The following is a 20,802-nucleotide window of genomic DNA, read 5'->3' as shown; positions in this document are numbered from 1 at the left end:
ACTGACGAGGGGTACGAACGAAAAAGATCGTAAGCCTGTCGCGCCGCCCACGTGAATACGTCATGTAGTTACTTTCCAGTTACTGAACGTAATGCCATGGACAACGCCCACTCTTCCTGATGGTCTGCTCCACTCAGGCCTCGCGAGCGGTGAAGGTGGGATCAGCACCATGCAGACCGGTGATGGGTTCAGGAACGACAAGGGTTCGCGGCTGGACCGCTGGCTGGGCTCGTACGCAGCACGCACCCACGGAATGACGGCATCCGAGATCCGGGCCCTGTTCGCCGTGGCCAGTCGCCCCGAGGTGGTGTCGCTCGCCGGTGGCATGCCCAACCTCTCGGCCCTTCCCATGGATGTGGTCAGCCGGTCGCTGGCTGGGCTGGTCGACCGGAAAGGCTCGGTCGCTCTGCAGTACGGCTCCGGCCAGGGAGATCCGGACCTACGCCGGCGCATCCTCGACGTGATGGCGCCCAACCAGGTCACCGCCCATCCCGACGACATTGTCGTGACGACCGGCTCCCAGCAGGCCCTCGACCTGGTGACCCGCATTTTTGTCGACCCCGGGGACGTCGTTCTCGCCGAGGCTCCCAGCTACGTGGGTGCGCTGGGAGTTTTCCGGTCGTATCAGGCCGATGTCATCCATGTCCCGATGGACGAGGAAGGCCTTATTCCTGAGGCGCTTTCGGAGACCCTGGTCGCTCTGCGGCGCGCCGGCCGACGAGCAAAACTGCTGTACACGGTTCCCAACTACCACAACCCGGCGGGCGTCACCATGGCCGCCCACCGGCGCCCTCAGATCCTGGAGATCACCCGCCGCTTCGGCGTTCTCGTGATGGAAGACGACCCCTACGGTCTGCTCGGTTTCGACGGCGACCCACTGCCGGCGATGCGTTCCTTCGATGACGACGGCGTGATCTACCTGGGTTCCTTCTCCAAGACCTTCGCCCCCGGTTTCCGGGTGGGCTGGGCCGTCGCCCCGCACGCCGTGCGCGAGAAACTGGTCCTGGCCAGCGAATCCGCGATCCTGTGCCCCAGCTCGTTCAGCCAGATGGCAGTCTCCACCTACCTGGCCGAGCACGACTGGAAGCATCAGATCGGCCTGTTCCGCGAGCTCTACCGCGAACGCCGCGACGCCATGCTGCAGGCTCTGCACGACATGCTGCCCACCTCGAACTGGACGAACCCGCAGGGCGGTTTCTACGTCTGGGTCCAGGTGCCCGACGGCCTGGACACGAAAGCCATGCTGCCCCGCGCGGTCACGGCCCGCGTGGCCTATGCGCCCGGAACCGGCTTCTACACCGACGGGCAGGGTCGCGACTACATGCGGCTGTCGTACTGCTACCCGACCCCGGAGCGGATTCGTGAAGGCGTCCGCCGGCTGGCCGGAGTCATCGACGAAGAGCTGGAGGTGCAGGCCACTTTCGGCCCCGCACCGCGATCGAACCGGATCGGCTCGTCCTTCGAGTCGCCGGGCCCTGATCTCTCCTAGTTCACGTCACGAACAAATGTCTGATGGAGGTACGGAAGTCATGTTGTCACCGCGGGTTCTGATCCTGGCGGGTGGCCTCTCGCACGAGCGCGAGGTATCTCTACGGTCGGGCCGCCGGGTCGCCGAGGTCTTGCGTGAGGCCGGATGCGAGGTCACGGTCACCGATGTCGACGACCGGCTGCTCGACACCCTGCGGTCGGGTCAGATCGATGTGGTGTGGCCGCTGTTGCATGGGGTCAGTGGTGAGGACGGCGCCGTACGAGATGTTCTCGAGCTCGTCGGGGTGCCCTACGTCGGCTCCGACCCGGCCGCGTGCCGGCTCTCGTGGGACAAGTCCGTAGCGAAGAGCATCGCCGCGGAGGCCGGGCTGACCGCACCGCGATTCGTCGCGTTGCCGCACGGCATCTTCCGGGAGCTCGGGGCGAACCGGGTACTGACCTCGATCGTGGAACGCCTCGGTCTGCCGCTGGTGGTGAAGCCGGCGCGGGGTGGATCGGCGCTGGGCGCGAGTGCCGTGCGCCGGGAGGAGTCGTTGCCGCGGGCGATGGTCGACTGCTTCGCGTACGGGGATGTGGCGCTGGTCGAGCAGCAGATCTCCGGGGTCGAGGTCGCCGTGACGGTGCTGGACACGGGTGACGGTCCGGTCGCCCTGCCACCGGTAGAGATCGTGCCGGACTCCGGCTTCTACGATTTCGACGCGCGGTACATCGCCGGGGCAACCGAGTTCTTCTGCCCGGCCCGGCTTTCTGACGAGACCGCGGCCGCGGTGAAGGCCGCCGCGCTGTCTGCGCACGAGGCGTTCGGGCTGCGCCATGTGTCCCGCACCGATCTCATCGTGGACAAGACCGGGCAACCGTGGTTTCTCGAGGTCAACGTGGCGCCGGGCATGACCGAGACGTCGTTGCTGCCGATGTCGATCGAGGCCGCCGGGCTGTCGCCGGCGTCGGTCTACCGGCAGTTGGTCGAGCGGGCGCTCGTCTGACGGTTCTTCCCACAGCATTGAGGACGCCTACCAGCACGCGTGCTGGTAGGCGTCCTCAAGGTGTTGGGTTCTACTCCCCGTTCTGGAATGCCTTACGCAACTCCGGGGTGAGGATGTCGAGGATCCGGTTGAGATCTTCGACGCTGGCGAACTCGACACTCAGCTTGCCCTTGGACTGGCCGAGAGCAATGTTGACGCGGGTGTCGAGCAGGTCGGCTAGGCGGCTCGCCAGGTCGTCGAGCTCGACGTTGCGGCCGCCTGCCTTCGGCTTGTTGCGCGGCTTGGACTTGGTCTCGCTCGGATCGGTGAGCTTGACGACCTCTTCCGTCGACCGGACGGAGAGTCCCTCTTCAACAATGCGCGTCGCGAGCTTGTCCATGGCCTCGGAGTCTTCGAGACCGAGCAGCGCACGGGCGTGACCGGCCGAGAGCACTCCGGCCGCAACCCGCTTCTGCACCTTGGACGGCAGACGAAGGAGCCGGATCGTGTTGCTGATCTGCGGCCGGGACCGGCCGATCCGCGTGGCCAGAACCTCGTGCGTACAACCGAAGTCGTCGAGCAACTGCTGGTAGGCCGCGGCCTCTTCCAGAGGGTTCAGTTCACTGCGGTGCAGGTTCTCGAGCAGGGCATCGCGCAGCAGGTCATCATCGTTGGTGTCGCGGACGATCGCCGGGACCGTCTCGAGCCCGGCCTCCTTGCTCGCTCGCCACCGACGCTCGCCCATGATGAGCTGGTAGGAGATCTCTTTGCCATCGGCGTCGATGCCGGGCACCGCTCGCACGACGATGGGCTGAAGAACACCGATCTCTTTGATCGAGTGCACCAGCTCGGCCATCGCCTCTTGGTCGAACTCCGTCCGCGGCTGGCGGGGGTTCGGCCCGATGGTGCCGACCGGAAGTTCGGTGAAGTAGGCGCCCGGCACCTGGACCAGTTCGGGGCCCTTCGGCTCTTCGGGCTTGGCCGGCGTGGCCTCCGGCTCGACCTTGGTGTCTGTCGTCTCCGGCGTGACCTTCGCCGCCGGCTCCTTGGCCTTCGTCGCGTCGGCCGGACTTTCGCCGTCCTGACGCTCACTGAAGAAAGCGCTGTCTACCGGGCTGTCGCCAGCAGGGCGGGCGGCCGGAGGCGGCGGGATCAGCGCTCCGAGGCCTCGCCCCAAGCCTCTACGCTTGTCGCTCACGCCTGCTCCTCGTCATTACGCATGGGTCTTTCCGCTCTGTCACGTGCTTGCGCCGGTTGGCTGTCGAGTCCCCGTCAACGGCCTTGCCTGTGCGCCCATCGGGTGAGATTCACCCGTGTGGCGCAGCTCTTACATCCCGACTCGACGGATATGCCTCAAGGCTGAACCCCTCAGCCCGTCGAGTCGGGTGGCTACTGGCCGTTCTCGTCCGAACGCCCCAGTCGCAACCAAGGCCGTTGTCACGACCGGTCGGTCTTGATCTTTGGTCGTTGCTGTCTGTTTCACGTGCGGTTTGCGTGGGCCTGTCGCTGCTCGCGCTCATTGTCGTCAAGGACCTGCTCGGCCAGCTCACGTGCGGCCTCCAGGTAGGAGAGCGCACCGCTCGAGGCCGGGTCGTAGGTCATGACCGTCTGCCCGTGACTCGGAGCCTCGGAGATCCGGACCGACCGCGGAACCGTCGTCTTCAGCACCTCGGTGGTGAAGTGTGCCCGAACCTCGTCGGCAACCTGCGACGACAGGCGGGTACGCCCGTCGTACATGGTCAGGAGAATCGTGGAGACGTGAAGCCTGGGGTTGAGGTGCCCCTTGATCAGGTCCACGTTACGCAGCAGCTGAGACAGACCCTCCAGCGCGTAGTACTCGCACTGAATCGGGATCAGCACCTCCTGCGCCGCGACGAACGCGTTGACCGTCAGCAGTCCGAGGCTCGGCGGGCAGTCGATGAGGATGTAGTCGAGACGCCCAGGGCCGGCCTCCTGCTCCTCGAGGTAGGTGGCCACTGCCCGCTGCAGCCGCGACTCACGCGCCACCAACGAGACCAGTTCGATCTCGGCACCGGCCAAGTCGATCGTGGCCGGCGCACACCAGAGGTTCTCGACGTCTGGGCATTTCTGCACGACGTCTTTCAGCGGCATCCCTTCGACCAGCACGTCGTAGATGCTCGGCACCTCGGCGTGGTGGTCGATGCCCAGAGCGGTGGACGCGTTGCCCTGGGGGTCGTTGTCGAGCACCAGCACCCGCAGGCCGGCCTGGGCGAGAGCAGCTGCCAGGTTGACCGTCGTCGTTGTCTTACCGACGCCGCCCTTCTGGTTCGACACGGTCAGTACCCGCGTCTCCTTCGGGCGGGGGAAACGACGCCCGGCCAGCGCGATGCGGCGGCGCGTGTCTTCAGCGACCTCCAGCGCAAGCGGAGTGTCGTCGATCAGCGAGATCGATTCGACCAGCGGCTGACTTCCTGTCGCCGCCGGTGCGGTCGTCGCGCCTGCCTCCCGGGCTTCTGCGGGACGCTGAACCGGCTGCCGGAATCCCGGAGTCGGTTCCGCGCCCAGCTCCACTCCCAGCCAGGGACGGGTGACAGAAACCGAGTATCCGGCCTCAGTGTCCGCATTGCTGGGCTCGTTGCTCGATGACATCCGAACCTCTGCAGATGATGTGGGGGAACTCAGGGCTCGTGCCCCGGTCCGGCTGGCACCGTTGTCGGCGCCGACGTACTGGTGATCATTGGCCGGAGCGCTTCCATGTCGCTCGGCCCGGTCCACGTCGATCAAAGTGCCACTCTCACTAAGAGCCGCCCGGCTCGCGTACGTCGCGACGATCTCTTCAATGTCAGGCGTAGCGATCGGCCGGCCCGGAACTCTCAAGGGTGTACCGCCACGATCGTATCTCTCCGCGGCGAACACTCCTCCCCCGGTGGTGAAGCGGTCTACCGGAGCAGGTGGCAAATCGTCGTCGCGCAGGTCGACCACCGAATCGCGCAGGTCTACTACGGCATCAGGGCGCCGAGCCAAGCTGGGGCCCTGGTCATTCAAGGTCTTGGACGTCATCTCCGGCGCGGTGGGCGGGGGCGGGACCGACTGGACCAGTCCATCTTCATCCCGCACCACCTCACCGGAGGGAGCCGTCGGCAGTGTTGGAGGCGTCGCCTTAAGCGGAGCCCCTGGCGAAGACTGGGACCCTGCCGAAGACTGGGGCACGGACGGGGGTGGGGGTGCTATCGGAGACTGCACCACCTGGGCCGGCGCTGCGTGCCGTCCGGTCCTGAGACCGGTGGCCGGCTTCCCCGAAGCCGGAGAATCCTCTACTGCGAATTTCGCTTCTGCTTCGGCCGCACGAGCGAAGACGTTGGCGCGCTTGGCGGCGGGCTCAGGGTGGGATTCGGGTTTACGGGGCGATGTTTCACGGGAAACCAACGTGCGGTCGCTCTTGGGCCAACCGAGACCATTGGCCATTCGCTTAAGTGCTGCCGAGGGCCAGCCCAATTCGCTCACCAACGTCCCTTCCATTGTCCAGCTCCGCCATCATCTCGCGTTCGACCCACTCTCGGTGCGCTCATCCACAGGTTTTCCCGACTGTGGAAAACTTTCTGCCTTGTGGACACTCGCGGAGCCTGGTCAATCAGAGCAGGTGAGGAGGCCTTCCGCGCTATCCACCGCAGTCATCCACACCTGAAGATCCCCACATTGTCCACAGGTCAGTGGTGAGCGATGTGCGCCGAACCGCCCCCACGGCGCTCTTTCATCGCGATGACTTCAGTCAACCATGTCGACATCACACTACCCATGATGTGAGGCCAGGTGTACTGCGAGTCACTAATCAGGTGGCGACCGTGACGGCGCAGTCATTCGCCTGTTGCGAGGATCGCGCTAGTGCGGTGGACACGAACCCTCGTCGGCTGCGACCGACGTCCCCTCGTTGCTGATCCTGCACCCCCCGCCTCCGGCCAGGCACTGCCTCTACTTCCCGAAAGGCCTTCACCTCATCCTCGGAGATCTGAGGACGCCTCTCGGCCGAAGGCTGGTCACCGCCGGTTGGCGAAGGACAAGGTGGGGCCCGGTCAAGGTTCGTGGACGCCCGCTCCAGGGGCGACCCGGAGCAAGAACGGGACGGAGAAGGGCGGCTACATGGGCCCTGTTGTTCCACGTGAAACGACGAGATGTAGCGCATACAGCAACTTCGGAGTGGCTCGCACAACGCTGTGTCTACGCCGACCGCACGCCATTTCAGACACCGGTGACAGCGGCTGGCCAGACATCCTGAGGCGGCCCGTCTTGCGGCAACTGACTGCTCACGCTCGCGGCCCTAGTGCCCTTATCGATTGAGGCTGCTCCTTGCCACGCGATCAGTGATCAGTAGATCGCTGGCGACCCGCGGAAGGAGTCAGCGCTACTGGACAACCTTGCGCTAGGCAGGACTCAGACGCAGGAGGCCATGAGCTGCGAGGCCACCTCATCCGCGATGAGCGCCTCCCCCACCAGCTACCTCCGTGTTCGTGATCCTGTGAACCTTTCCCGTCCGACAGATCACCATCCAGCGGTCAGCCGACCGTGAGCGATTGGCCGGCCGGCGTGACCGGCTGATGATTCACGCCTCGCCCGAGTTGACTCGAAGAGATCGCCTGAATCCATCTGAGGATCGCTTCGAAAATGGCGATCCACGTCCCAGCTGGTGCATCCAGTTCTGCCCCTCGTAACCGGAATCTCTATCCGGGGCCACAGCATCAATCACTATCAGGTCTTGCTGCCATCCCTCGCTGGTCTCAAGCCAGCTACTCTGCCCGGTTCCTGGGCCCGGGTCTTTCGATTCCCCTGGGCTCCTCGACTACTGAACGGCCGAGTTTCGGGACTCCGGAATCCCAGGGCTTCATACCCCCCGGACTCCGCGCGCCCGGGACTCCGGGACTCCGGGACTCCGGGACTCCGGGACTCCGGGACTCCGGGACTCCGGGACTCCGGGACTCCGGGACTCCGGGACTCCGGGACTCCGGGACTCCGGGACTCCGGGACTCCGGGACCACTATCCGTCTTCCAGCGTCACATCCTGATCAACGCCAGCGTCTCAATCATGTGAATCAAATATCTCGAATCGGCCGACTGCTAACCCGGGCCGGCTCCTTGACCTGCTCCCATGGCCGGGTGATGTGCATGGCCTGCTTCCATGAACCGATCCACGTCGAACCGCGTCACAACCAGCTGTATTGCCGCGGACTGAGCGAACAACCACCGAGATCGTCGGACAGCTTGCGGCCGACCAGCGTCCCTCTCATGCAGAACCTCCGCTGCTCTACGGTTCGCTGTGGCGGCCCATCCGTCCAGGTCTGAACATCGCCGGCTACCCCTGGCTCGTTCTATGGGAGTGCCTGACGCAGGCTGGTTGCCTCTCAGCACGAACGTCGCCGGCTGAATCGGGCGCAGAGGTGAAGCGTCACTCAGACTGAGACAGTCAGACTCGGGCGGTTGAGACGCAGACAGGTTCCGCGGCAGACCCTGGCCCACCCCCCTCAAGCCAAGGCCTATTGAACTCACGGGACGGCTCACGAGGAGGGAACCTCGGATGTGGTGCCTCCACAGAGCGCCGGCGGTCATCACCCCGTCATCGATCTTTCTTGTATGAGCCCACTGCCAGATCGACCGCTGTTATCAACCGCCGGGGCACCCTTCGGAAGATCAGCTCAGTTGGGCGACACACCGGACCGCAACGGTGTGAATCCCGAGGTGCTCGCCAACTGAGCGGCGCCGTGCCATTCGTTAGTCCCAGCACTCCCCTGACGTGAGCCACCTCGTTCTGGCTGATCCCACTTGGCCATACCGCTCGAGGACCTTCCGTACGGTCACGCCTCTGACAGGATCTGGGGTCTTGCTGACGCGGGTCGTTCACATCAGTGGATGCTGACCGTGAGCCGCCGAAGCTTCCAGCCCTTTCAGAAGCGGATCGCGATCGCCACACGACCGGAGTCGATGGCGGAAGCGACAGACTCGTCATGGCAAGCCACCCAAGAAGAGACAGCCGTTGAAGACCGCGTCCGTGGCCTTGACTCACGGGTGGTGAGGCGATCGAGGAGCCTTATCGGCATGATCTGTTTTCGGACGGGCGCCTGTCCAAGGTCGAACAGGCAGTTGCGGCTCATCTTGTGCGCGCATCAACAGGGGACATGCTTGGGGATTCGCTGCTCGTCATGAGCACCGGTCTGGCCCGGTGCTCGGACGGCTGGGGCCGCGTCGGCGCCATTTCGTCGTAGTAGTCAATCGCGAAGCCAAGCCAGCCAATTACCCGGCCCTACGACCGTTATGGCTTCTGAGCTGGATCTTGGCCATGAGATGTCTCATCGTGCGCCCGGACTAGGGACGTCCATCGCTTCGCCATGCATGGATAGCGCCGGCCAGCTGAGCTGCGCCGCTTGGTCCAGCCAATGGCGGTCGGCTCGCTCACGTGAACAGATGGCTATTGGCATCCTTCCAATCCAGCAGCCACCGACTCATCCCTCTGGGCTTCGTCACCTCCTGAGTAGCGTGCTGCAACGGATGAGCCAGATGCCGGCAGACAGAATTCGATGTGGCTCATCGGCTGCGATCGTCAGGCCACTCCTGAGATGACCATCGGCTGGGTGAACGACAGCTGGCTCAGCCATGTTCGGGCAACTTCCTTATCCGCTAACTGCCGTCAGCCGTCATGATCCGATTCCAGGCCTGGCCAATTCGTGCTCGCGTCAGGATCGCGCTAGGGAGTGCTTGCTGGTGCCTCCGCCCAAACCACGGTTCGCCACCAGTCAACTTTCTGGCCACGGGATCGCCACCCAGATGCATGAGAACTTCTCTTATAGCTCGGTACCTGCCTGGCTCGGATCGGCCGCCATTCCACACGACTAGTCACTTCCGAGGCGGGCCATTGAGTGGCAGTGATGTCGCCACATCGCCTGTCAGATCTCTTCGCCGCATTTCTAGGCGGGCCCAGCGAGGTCACATCGGTCAGGAAAGTTTGGGCCTCTGAATGTCTCGCCACCAACCGAGACCCTCTGGCACGTGAGAAGGACGGGACGGCCAAGACGCTTTCATGATGCTGGCAATGCTCAGAGTGCTGTCATTGAGCTGGACATCCGCAAGGCAAGACAGCTTGTCAACACGCTTACTCCGGTCCGACACGCAACAGTCAGTGGTTCAGCCAGTCAGGCTTGACGGCCCTCGGTTAGAGCAAATATCGATGCGACCAATGATCAACATCTTCCCGAAGACTTCGATCAGCCACAGCAGGTCAGATCTGGTTGTGACTCAGCCGAAGGCACATCGCGAGGAGCTCTTCGCTCACCAGCTCTGGGCGTCTGTGTCATCAGAACGAGCACATCTGCCGTAGCCACGGCAAGGTGACAGAACCCAAGATGCCAGCGGCCAGAAGCAATACCGGTCCAGTCAACCTTGGGTCTGCCGGCGGTTGCCCCAGACTCAGTGCGGTCACCACGAAGGTTGGCCACCTTCCCGTTCATGATCATGCAAGCCATCCCCGGGGAGGAAGTAGGGGCATCTGCAGGCCGAAGACTGGGGATTGCCTCATCGCGAACGAAGCAGTGCAGGCGAACGTTGGTGGCCACCGCACTAGGTCATTTTCGAGCCGAAGCTGTCTGATATTGGCCGGCCAAGGACCCTTCGGGTGCGTGGCACTATCCGCGCGGGTGACGACTCTGCGGCGTCGGGGCTGACAGCGCTGGTATTGCCGCATCCGACAGATGCAGTGATTCGGTCTAGTGCAGTGACCACGAACAATCGCCGATCACCCCTCCGTTCCCAGAAACATCGCATCGCCTCTGCCCGCAAGGTGCCAGACCTTTTGGATCACTTCTTCAGAGCAAGCCCGTTGATATCGGGTGGCTGCGTGGCCCAGCCTTCACGGATCTGATCCAGTTCTCAGCGGCTCGATGTTCATCAGGACCCACTCCCCCATGGGCCGTTGATCCACGCAGGACGCGGCGTTTCCCGTGAAACATTCGTGGCCTGGGATGCGGCCGGCCCCACCCACGATGAGGGGTCTGAGCCGCGCTTGGCAGCTCTGCTGCGGGCACGCTCATCCGCAACAACCCTCATCATCGCGAGTACGGCGCCCAACGATGCAGGAGCTGACCCGGATCAGCAAATTCGACCTCGATGGCAAACGCCTCGTACACCAGCTGAAGGCGACCCATGACCGAGCGCAATTGTGGTAGCGGACAGATTCCGAATGGTGCCGTAGAACGTGGCCCCGCGCGCTTTTGGTGTGGGGCATGGACTCCAACACCACCGTGGCCCAGCAGGCACCCATGACGAAGCCGTTGCGGTCAATGCCGCAGGCATCATCCCGTTGCAGCCGTGCCGCAATGCTAGAACTCAGCAGTTTTTCCCTGGAGCTGCCCAAATCTCGCCGGCGGAAAAGCCCGAATCTTCTAGCCCTGGTTGAGACCTGCAACGGAAATTGAGGCTTACCAACCGACCCGACTCTCACGCGGAAGGAAGGCGGTAGCGCACAATGCTGGCTCCGAAGAGGTGGAGTCGTTCGCGTGACAGATCCACTCCATGACCGAATCCAGCATCGTTCAGATGCGCCAGACAACTTCAGCTCTTCTCCTCTGCTCAAGGTCCAGCAGCAGATCCAAGATCACGATGTCGTTCAATGGACTCCGTAATCCAAGATGGCTTCGAGCTCCAGCTCGATCGAAGACGAACTAAGTAGCTGTCACAGATCGAAGGCCTCGTGGTTCATCGCGACACAACGAGTGGCCACCCCGCAGAAGCACTGTCACCCGAGCAAGGGCCGCTGAGGGAACTATGGCGAACAGATGTGTCGCGATGACGTGAGCGCACTCCAGCTCAGGATCATCAGCCCACCGATGACCCACCACTTCGGCCAAATACCTAGAAGGCCTGCTGGAAATCGAGTCGCTGGTCTGTCCACAACCATTCCCGATCCCGCGAAGCCAGGCTGCGCATCTCGGGCCTTCATTCGCAACGCCAAGATGAGCAGCGCCTAGGCAGTCAGTACCTCAACACATCCCGTACCCGACCTCAACACATCCCGTACCCGCGGTGCTGAACTCACAGCATCAGGGAAGTCCCATCGCACGGGATCTCAGTGTCGGCCAGCCAGAACCATCCTCGATGGTCTATGCCAGGAGTTCCCAGCGGTGGGGCCGCGGAACAGGGCACCGCCCTTGGCCTGGCGGATCCACCTGAAGTCTTATCCACAGCGATCCCAAGAATGCGCCGAAGGATCCTGCCAGATCTCCCCCTGGATGGAGGTCACCCGCGCTCACCGCGCATGACGAACCCAGTACCGATGTGGAGTGCCTTGGCAACGTTCCACGTGAAACCAAGACGAGGGCTATCGACCTCAGTCGGTCACAGCCACGCGCCTGCGCTCTTGCCGGTGCGAGGACCCGAACAGAATCAGGATGGTTGAGTACTGATCGCGAGAATCAGTGCTGAGGCGGTGCCCACGGAGTTTGGCCACTTCCCCGTTCGTGATCATGGGAACCGTCCCTGGGGAAGGTTCACACGATCACGGCTGAGAGAGTGCCGGCGAACGTTTGCGGCCACCGAACCAGGTCATGAGCAACCACCCACCCGACGTGTCGACAGCGGCGAACCTTGGGCTTCACGCATCTCCCATTCTCCATCAGGGACACCCGGCGCTGCTCTGCTCTATGCGCCCAGAACGATCGACAGCGATCCACAGCTCAGCCCACACCCTGTGGAGGACCCTGCCTGATCTAGAAACAGGCCTCCGCCCAAGGGATGCGGAATAGCAACTCCCAAGGCTGCCTTGCTCATTCACCCATCCCGATCCGCAACAGCCGCTGGAGGCGAAGCGCTGCACAGCACGACCTCCGTTGGAGACCAGCATTCGCCGTTGAGCCAAGCTCAGGAGTTAGCCACAGATGCCAGATCGGCTCAGCGGACACTGGCGCGTCATTCACCTGATCGCAATTGCCCTGCCAATTTCACCTGCCGAACAGTTCCACTGCTGTGGCTTGCTGCTTCGGAAGCCATCTGCCATGTACCGCCGATGAGCAGCCGAAGCGCTGCACGGGTTGACCTGACGAAGGCGGCTGGCCAAGGGTCGCCATTCAGTTGGAGTCCCCTGCCATATCCATCTGTATGCACAGTGACATCGAGCTCAGTCCACTTCTCCCCTATGAAAGGCACATCTTCGTGACCTGCCTCAGCGAAGATTCACAAGCTCATCCGTCGTGACAAAGGTCGATGGCGGCGTCCAAGCGTGACGAGCCACCGCATGACGAAGCGGGGAATCTGGCTGTCATTTCGCTGGGTGTGACAGATCAGCCACAACCGATTGCCACGTCCAACGAGCATCGCCAGCCACCATCAGCCAGTCGTTGCGTGTGCAGCCGGTCCGAGCACTGTGATGACAATCTGACCAGTCATGCGGTTCCGTGTCAGACGCAATGGCTCGTCGGATTTCTCGTGGCAATCAAGTAATGACTGGCATTCCAAGGTCGGTGGCACAGTGAGGGAGCATTCCCGCGCCACCCTTCTGCTGTGCGCGGTCTTCCAACCCACAGCCCTAAACCCTGGGATGCGCGTCCATCATGGCGCCCCCGCCGTCGCCCGCACGTCCCTAAGTCGAGACTCTCTCCCTCAAATCGACAGAGCTCGGTCGACGATCTCGCGGCAGTTATCGAGTACGGACTCCCCTGGTCTTCGCCGGCTGACGCCACTCTTGATAGCTCGGAGGCCGATGACTGCCCAGAGCACTGCTCAGTGCTTGAGGTCGTTCCACCTAGTGCGTTGGCCATATACGTTGCCCGGTTTGTGACACGCCGGGACCCGGTCCGGGCGTGATGGCCGTCAGACCATCACGCTGATCCCTCACAGTTCGTGCAGGTGTGAGAGGGGCGGCGATGGCGGAACGAGTGCGGGCCCGGCGGCTGAGCGAGGATGAAGGACGCCGGCTGCAGCAGATCATGCGGCGAGGCAAACACGGATCGATCCGGGTCCGGCGGGCCATGATGATCACGGCATCGGCGTCCGGGACCCCGATCCCGGCGATCGCCCGGCTGGTCGCAGCGGACGAGGACACCGTTGGGAAACTGATCCACGACTTCAACGATCGAGGGTTGGCATGCCTGGACCCTCGGTGGGCGGGAGGCCGTCCCCGCCTAATCAGTGACGACGACGTGAAAGCCATCGTCACGACGGCCACCACCAGACCGAAAAACTGGGGCTTCCCTTCATCCAGTGGAACATCCGTAAACTCTCCGGCTATGTGAAAGGCTCATTCTCCAAGGTCGACCCGGACATGAAACCGGCCCGGCTGATCACCGTCGGGCGGGAACGGCTGCGGCAGATCCTCGCCACACATGACATCACGTTCCAGCGGACTAGGACCTGGAAAGAGTCACCCCCGACCCCGACTTCTAAGCGAAAGTGAACCGGATCGAGGAAGTCACCAACCGGTTCCCGGACCGGTGTTTCGCGTTCGACCAGTTCGGACCCCTGCCGATCCGCCCGCACCAAGGCTCAACCTGGAACCGCGCCAAACACCCCGACCAACTCCCGGCGACCTACCCCCGCAGCCACGCAATCCGCTACCTCCACGGCTGTTACAGCCTCGGCGACGACCAGCTCTGGGGCATCAACCGCCGCCACAAAGGCGGGCAGAACACCCTGGCCGCGATGAAAAGCATCCGCGCGGCCCGCCCGGACGGCGCACCGATCTACGTCATCCTGGACAACCTCTCCGCGAACAAGACACCCGCGGTGAGGAAATGGTGCGCGGCGCACAACATCGAGCTCTGCCTGACCCCGACCTACGCGTCCTGGGCCAACCCCATCGAAGCCCAGTTCAGGCCCTCGCGGATATTCACCATGGCCGCCTCGAACTACCCCAACCACACCGTCCTGACCCGCGACCTGCAAGCCCACCTGCGCTGGCGCAACGCCAATGCCCGCCACCCCGACATCCTGGCCACCCAACGCCGCGAACGAGCCCGCATCCGCGCCGAGAAAGGTCACCGCTGGGGTCGGCCAAGAACCACGATCATTCCCGCGGAAACCTGACCCGCAACGTTCGTGGCCAACGCACTAGATGCAGGACTAGTCGTATCGCTCGCTCCGTTCCACGTGAAACGGAGCGAGCGATAGGGGCGCTAGCAAACAGCAACCCTCGACAACTTGGTGTCTGAGTAGGGAGCCTGGCACATTCAATGAGCCCGAGCACTTTTACGCCGGCGTCGACACATATCCGGCCGTCGCCATGCGCTGCACAACGGCATGTACCTCAGATCGACGGGCCTTGAGCGTCTCGCGAAGCTGATCCTGGCAGTAGCCCAGCACCGGGAGTCCGGGGATCCGGGACCCCCATGACTACGTCAACAGGTTCGGGTGCGAACGAGCGAAGCCGAGGGTGATCGCGACCCACTGGTGAATACATCCGCCAGGCGCTGGCCGTCCACAGCAAGATCCTCTCCTTCATATCTCCGGGTGCTCGACGCGGCCGGCTCTGCGAAGAACTGAACCTTCTCGGCAGCACGCGCGAACCAACTGTCTACGGAGACTGGATGGATCTGCTCGCCACCCAGTCCTCATCACCCAAGTGCGACTCTCTGCTCGCTTCGGCATCCCCGCCTGCTGCACGTCAGCACGTACGGCGTGAGCCAGATAGCAAGGCGGCGCTGGGAGTCCTTGCTAGAGGCAATGGCAGATCCTTGTGGCTGCCCACGGGTTCACCGCGACCGATACGTCAGGCGGTTGGCTGCTGGTCAATTGGGACCGATGCTCCCGACCGAAGTTGCGCGGGCCGTTCTTGACAGGTGATCCACACCTAATCACCCGTCAAGAAGGCGATTGACTCGGCCGTCCCCCGTCACTTGTTCAGGTCCTCTCGCTCCTGGGAATCGGTGCGAGCGCCACTACGTCCTCCTGAGGGTGAGAGCCCTGGTATGTGTTTCACGTGGAACGGCGCATCAGTAGCGCCTCGCATACGCAGATCGAGGATTCGCTCTAGTGCCAGCATTTGAAATGCAGGCACGGACATTGGTCCGCCTGCGGGAATGGGACTCGTACATCACATAGGCGGCAGGTACTCAAACAAGGGACTATGCCTGGCGGATGCCCTGCCGGCGTTGATCTGCTAGCAGATCCTTACGCGGACCTACCCGATCGTGGACGCACCAAGCCTCGCATCAGCTGTCGCGACCGCCAACCTCCGCTCCCGAGTAGCGATTGGCAGCCCTCTGATGCAACCGGATCGGGTCTGACCCGGATGCGCTGTTGACCTGGAACGGTTCTTCAACCACACCGTTGAGCGGAGCGGTTTGGATTTAGCGATGTCGCGACGCGGGACACCGTTCAGCTTCAGGTGGTCCGAAGGCTCGTAGCGCTTCTGAAGCAAGAATCCACAGGTCCATCCACGCCCTGTGGGAAAGCTTCCAAGGCCAAACATCTAGTGCGGTGACCACAAAGGTCAGCCGCCTCCCCGTTCATGATCATGCAGACTCTCCCCGGGGAAGGTCTGAATGATCACGGCTGAAGGAGTGGCGGAGAACGTCTGTGGTCACCGCACTAGGTCGCCCTGAGGCAGTCCCTGTTGTGAAAACCTTCCCCCATTGCTGGGCACCGCCAGTCGGCGAGCAGGGCTCTTAGCCTTGATTCCGCGTGGTGAACGCGTGCGGCGAAGGGGAATCAGAAGACTCATCGCTCTTGGTCTCAACCGACGCAGAGTCGACCAATGAGGCCCTGATTAATGCTTCCAGGACATCAACACTTGATCGGTTGTCCCCAGGTTTCTCCACAGCCATGGTGATGCCAAACCGCAGGTCAAACGACTGTGACCACAAAACTGCACAGCGCTATCCACAGGGCGGAGATGGTCCGTCAATCTGTTCCCCGAAGTCCTCGCCCAGCAAACAGCTACACACGAGGCCTGCTCCTTGGAAGAACATCGGCGCATCGCCGGACGGGGGAACTGGAGCGAGTTTTCCACAGGGCTTTGGGGTCCGTAGATCAGCGGCCGAACTCTTCCCTTCGAGAGGCCATTCCCCAACCAACGCTCGTCCACAGTGGGGATGAGTCTGTGGACAACCACTTTCAGCGGCCGCCACACGAAAGGGAGGACAGAATGATCAGCGTCCGGTCTCGATCACGTCATTCCCTGGTGTCCTGTGGTCTTGGTGCAATCTGGTTGGCGGGTTCGAGTGTCGAGCCTCCAGGCTAGGTATGGCTGGATCGCTTCCAGGTCGATAGCTGGCTCCGTCGACGAAGAGCTCGTGGCCGGTAGCGATGAGCGCGTCCGGGAAAGATTCGACGACGACAGGATTGGTGCGGCTCGGATACCAATCGGTGGATGCGCAGTTGCTGATGATCAGCGATCGTCTGTTGCGAGGCTTCCGATAGTTCATCGAAGCAGTACCCAGCTTGTGAGCTCGCGAGGTGCGCAGGGCGAAGTCGCGGTGGCTGAGTACGGGCGTGGGTGTGGTCCCGAATGTGCTTGGCCTAGGTCCCGATCGGCGTGATCGTTGGCAAGATCTGCCAGGGCGCAGTTGGTCATGGTGACGCTGCAAGGCTCCTCGCCGACGAGGAGCCTTGCAGCAAGTTTGATTGAGCGAGGTGGGTCTTGCGGACAACCCCCACGGTGGATCCAATGCATTCGGCATCTAGCCATCGCAAGGCGCCTGCATCGCAAGGCGGGGCATTAGGAGGCTTGGCCGGCCACACAGAAGGATCTCTGCTGCGAACTGGGTCTCAGTAACATGGCCCCCAAGCTGTGATCCCCTCTGCGAAGACCAACAAGCCCGCCAGCTGCTGACGACTCCGGCACGACGACCGAGCCGAGCCCGGTTCAGTCGAAGCCGTTCGGGCTGCCTTGAAGGCCCCCACCGTCACTGTCATCACCGGCACTCGGCTCCAGGCCCAGCTTTGTTTGCGTAGGAGGCTAAGCCTTGACGCACGCCGTGAACTGAAGCTCTCCGAATTGGACCGGGCGAGCCCCGCCTGTCGGCTGACGTATCCTCCGCTCTCGGCCAGCAGTCACGCTTAGGCACTGGCCTTGCACGGCAACCGCACCGTGTTCAGGCAGTAGGAGCCGCCCAAGATCTCTCCGGGCGAGTCGAGGTTTCACGTGAAACGCCTCAGCTCGCGTACAGGCAAGTGGACGCCCAGCCGACGGTCACGATCTACGCAAGCCTCGGTTCTGCGTCCTGCCCCATCTCGCCATCGCGGTTCGCCTCGGCACCGTCGGACCACTCGGCGATCAGCATCTATGGCGCGACTTCGCCGCGGAGGAAGTATCCCGGGATCCAGACAGCGGGGTGAAGCGTTACGGCAGGACGTAATGCATCAGGCGCCGGACACTCATGCTGATGGAATTCCCCACCCGAGGAGGCGTCCGGGCCGTTCTGGACAGGCTCGGACGATCGATGGAGCGACGTCCATGAGTCATTGCCGCGACGGTGCCACAGACCTACGGTCACGGGGGTGCCGTGCGCAGGGTGACCCCTCTTCACCGGACAATGCCACCACCCAAGACTGGCGCGTTGCCCTGTACAGAACCTCTCACGGAAGGCTGTTGGCATCACCGAACCCTCCGCAGGGGCGCCGGCGTCATAGTTCCGCGCAGGCCAGCCTCGTGCCGAGCACGCGCGTACAACCACCGCCCGGAGGTAGGGATTTGCTCGAGGCGAAGTCTGGACAGTGCCACGGACCGGTCAGATCAGCTGAGTCGGGCTGGCTGACCCAACCGGTCTTGGCTCCCCCACGCGTGTCCAACTAACGTGGCTAGCTTGATTCACGTGAAACGTTCTGCGGTGAACCTCTTGTGCCAACCAGATAGGAACCGAGCCGCCCGATCGGCCCGTCAGCCAAGCAGGCCGCAGGCCGCAGGTCGCAGGTCGCAGGCCGCCCCAGGGCACACGGGAAGTCCCCTGGGGCGACCTACAGCGGCTGACAATCGCGAGCAGCGGCCCCAACTGCCGACTCCTGCAGTGGACATGAGACGAACGAGGTGCAGATCTGCTGCCAGCTCTTGAACGCCTCATCTCCTCAAAGTTCCATCAGATGATGTTGCGCTAGTTCGGGACGCGTAGCCATTGGGCCCTGATTCATTGGGAAGTAACACCTCGCTGACGTCAACGCCCTCGCTGGCCAGTCGCCACGAGAACCGAGGGAACGCTGCTCTCAGTCCGCATCATGCGCGTCCATGGCTGTCATCTTCCGTACCTGTCCTCACCATTCCGCCCGTGACCATAGGTTGCGCCCGCTCTTAGCTCTCCCGAATGAAGTGGCTCAGAGGTGCTGTGCACGGGCTGCCGGCCCGGTGTGGATCTCGCCATTTCTGCGTCACCATCGCGAACGGTGATGGATAGCCCGCTTGGACGGGGAGAGTCTGACCGTTGAACATCGGTCGGAGAGCGATGTTCCGCTGTCCCAGTCCCAGCATCGAGCTAGGCACCACCCAACGGGCGAGTGGCGGCAACTACATATGTCGGCCACCTTTGACGTTCGTGATCAGGCAATCCCAAATTTTCGGCCGGGATGTGTCTGCACGTCCTTGGGAGGGTTTGCATGGTCACGAACTAGCGGCGGCCAGCCATCATTTGTGGCCACTGCAATAGCTATTGAGCACTGCGCCTCTAGCAGCACGCGACGACAACGCCTGCCTATGTGAAGGGCGCAACGCACCATCCCCTGCGAAGGTCAATGGCAGGTCTAGGACCAGCCGTTCGGCGAGGTCCGGGTCATGGACCGAGACCCAGGACTGGCGCTACCAGGGACCAGGTGCCTGAGGCATGGGGCATGGGGCATCCCGTTCAGCCGGCGCCAGATGCTTCAGGATGACCCTCATTCCAACGCTAGCCAGGACGTGCCCGACGATGGCACCGCAGTGCCAACGGGCCAACGATCTGCGCCAGCAGGATGCGTGGGTCACCACATGACCCACGCCCGCACGATCGAGTGCTAGCACCAACGGGCTGTCAGGACGGACCGATCATCCAGAGCAGCAGTCATTCCCACCGGCTGGGTCTGCGTGAACCGCGTCTCCTCCAGCAGCGCTGCAAATCCACGCTCACCCCGGCCTCCAGGCACTCCCCGCGTTCGTGAGCCCGCACGCAACTGCAGCACGATCTGCGCTCGTGAGCTGCCGCGCTGGTTGCTGTGGCCACGGACGGCTAAGCGGCCACGAACCTTGACCGGCTTCACCCTCGGCGGAAGCACCGGATCTTGGTCGGGCTGACCCCGCGAACGTTGGTGGCCACCGCGCTAGGCCTGGTAGCACCCACTGCTATGCAGCAGTCAACACGAGCCCGAAGGTGCTCAACGACCTCACAACCGCCAGATGGCCACTCGACAGATGGCCGGCCCGGTGGGCAACCACACCGGCGGACGCATTCCAGCCACATCACGACTGGACGGCTTGCCGCAGCGACCCTCACCGCTGAGCAATGCTAGAACGCGTGGCGAGTCGACCTGACTCGACAAGGTCCTCACTACATCAGCAGCTCTTCGCCACGCCTGGGACCACAGCTGCCAGCTGAGCCAAGTCATCGTCCGCCGCAGCCGCCAGTTCGCCGCCGTCGACGGATTGCTCACTGACTGCGGCTCCGCCAGAATCGCCCGTTGCGCCATGTCCAGACTCGCCTGGCTGCACCCCATAGGGCTCCGCCTCTGTCTGGCACTTCGTGATGTCCTCCATGCCAGATGACATACGAGAAGCCCTCCCCTATGCGACAAGCCCCTGTCCCATTTCAATAGGTGGCTCGACCGCAGCGACTGCTCTCGATCGGCTGTCAGCATGTTTCACGTGAATCGACGAGACGAGGAGTCTGCCGAGTGTTCTGACCCGTGCATTCATCGGGGGGCTCTGCGAGGTGTGCTCATGCAAGCAGAGGCTGCATGCGAGGTCGAGGGCACCTCAGGTGGTGCAGAGGGATCGACCTACGGCGGAGAGACGTTGGGCGTCGTTGTCATGGCAGGCCTAGACGATCGGCAGCTGGACACGTGGTCTGAGAGGACAGCCAAGCGTCAGGGGTCCACCTAAGCATCAAGGCTCGGTGGCGAACTGGCGGTTGACCGCCGTAGGTCGCGCCGCCCGTCACTATCTGACACGCCACTTTCCTCGCTAGGGCTGGTGCTCGTGGTGGTGCAAGTAGGTAGCCATGGGTCTGACAAGTTGGCATCGGGCGACGGCGAGTGGCGAAACGATCATCCGTAGGCTTATGGCCATCAAGGCAGGGCCGGCTAAGTCCCACGGCGACACGGACGCACGGACGCACGGACGCACGGACGCACGGACGCACGGACGCACGGACGCACGGACGCACGGACGCACGGACGCACGGACGCACGGACGCACGGACGCACGGACGCACGGACGCACGGACGCACGGACGCACGGACGCAC

4 protein-coding genes and 1 pseudogene are annotated in these 20,802 nt (G+C 63.1%); 3 read left to right on the top strand and 2 right to left on the bottom strand.

Annotated features, from left to right (window positions below; all coding sequences use genetic code 11):
• Nucleotides 1-169: 169 nt before the first annotated feature.
• Together QSK05_RS01200 and QSK05_RS01195 are read left to right on the top strand one after the other, a co-directional pair.
• Nucleotides 170-1,489, top strand: a complete 1,320-nt coding sequence (locus QSK05_RS01200) for an aminotransferase-like domain-containing protein (RefSeq protein ID WP_285592986.1) — start codon at nt 170-172, stop codon at nt 1,487-1,489.
• A gap of 40 nt (nt 1,490-1,529) precedes the next feature.
• Nucleotides 1,530-2,471 carry a D-alanine--D-alanine ligase family protein gene (locus QSK05_RS01195; RefSeq protein ID WP_285592983.1) on the top strand — a complete coding sequence of 314 codons (942 nt, stop codon included), beginning with the start codon at nt 1,530-1,532 and terminating at the stop codon, nt 2,469-2,471.
• Between the two features lie 70 nt (nt 2,472-2,541).
• Here QSK05_RS01195 and QSK05_RS01190 read toward each other — a convergent pair whose 3' ends face one another.
• Nucleotides 2,542-3,648, bottom strand: coding sequence for a ParB/RepB/Spo0J family partition protein (locus QSK05_RS01190; RefSeq protein ID WP_285592981.1), 1,107 nt, complete (start codon nt 3,646-3,648; stop codon nt 2,542-2,544).
• 281 nt (nt 3,649-3,929) lie between these two features.
• On the bottom strand, nt 3,930-5,060 hold the full coding sequence (locus QSK05_RS01185) for a ParA family protein (RefSeq protein ID WP_352299594.1): 1,131 nt from the start codon (nt 5,058-5,060) through the stop codon (nt 3,930-3,932).
• An 8,246-nt stretch (nt 5,061-13,306) separates the two neighbouring features.
• Between QSK05_RS01185 and QSK05_RS36210 the strand changes: the two are divergent.
• Nucleotides 13,307-14,465 (top strand): annotated as a pseudogene (locus tag QSK05_RS36210) (IS630 family transposase).
• Nucleotides 14,466-20,802 lie beyond the last annotated feature (6,337 nt).

Origin of the sequence: Kineosporia sp. NBRC 101731 (genome assembly GCF_030269305.1) — a bacterium.
Lineage (GTDB): Bacteria > Actinomycetota > Actinomycetes > Actinomycetales > Kineosporiaceae > Kineosporia.
The sequence above is the reverse complement of the archived record's forward strand: the minus strand, read 5'-3'. Positions and strand labels throughout refer to the sequence as shown.

Bases quoted from the DNA above. Each gene is read 5' to 3' on its own strand.
- QSK05_RS01200 (WP_285592986.1), top strand. From the start codon at position 170: ATGCAGACCGGTGATGGGTTCAGGAACGACAAGGGTTCGCGGCTGGAC.
- QSK05_RS01195 (WP_285592983.1), top strand. From the start codon at position 1,530: ATGTTGTCACCGCGGGTTCTGATCCTGGCGGGTGGCCTCTCGCACGAG.
- QSK05_RS01185 (WP_352299594.1), bottom strand. From the start codon at position 5,060: ATGTCATCGAGCAACGAGCCCAGCAATGCGGACACTGAGGCCGGATAC.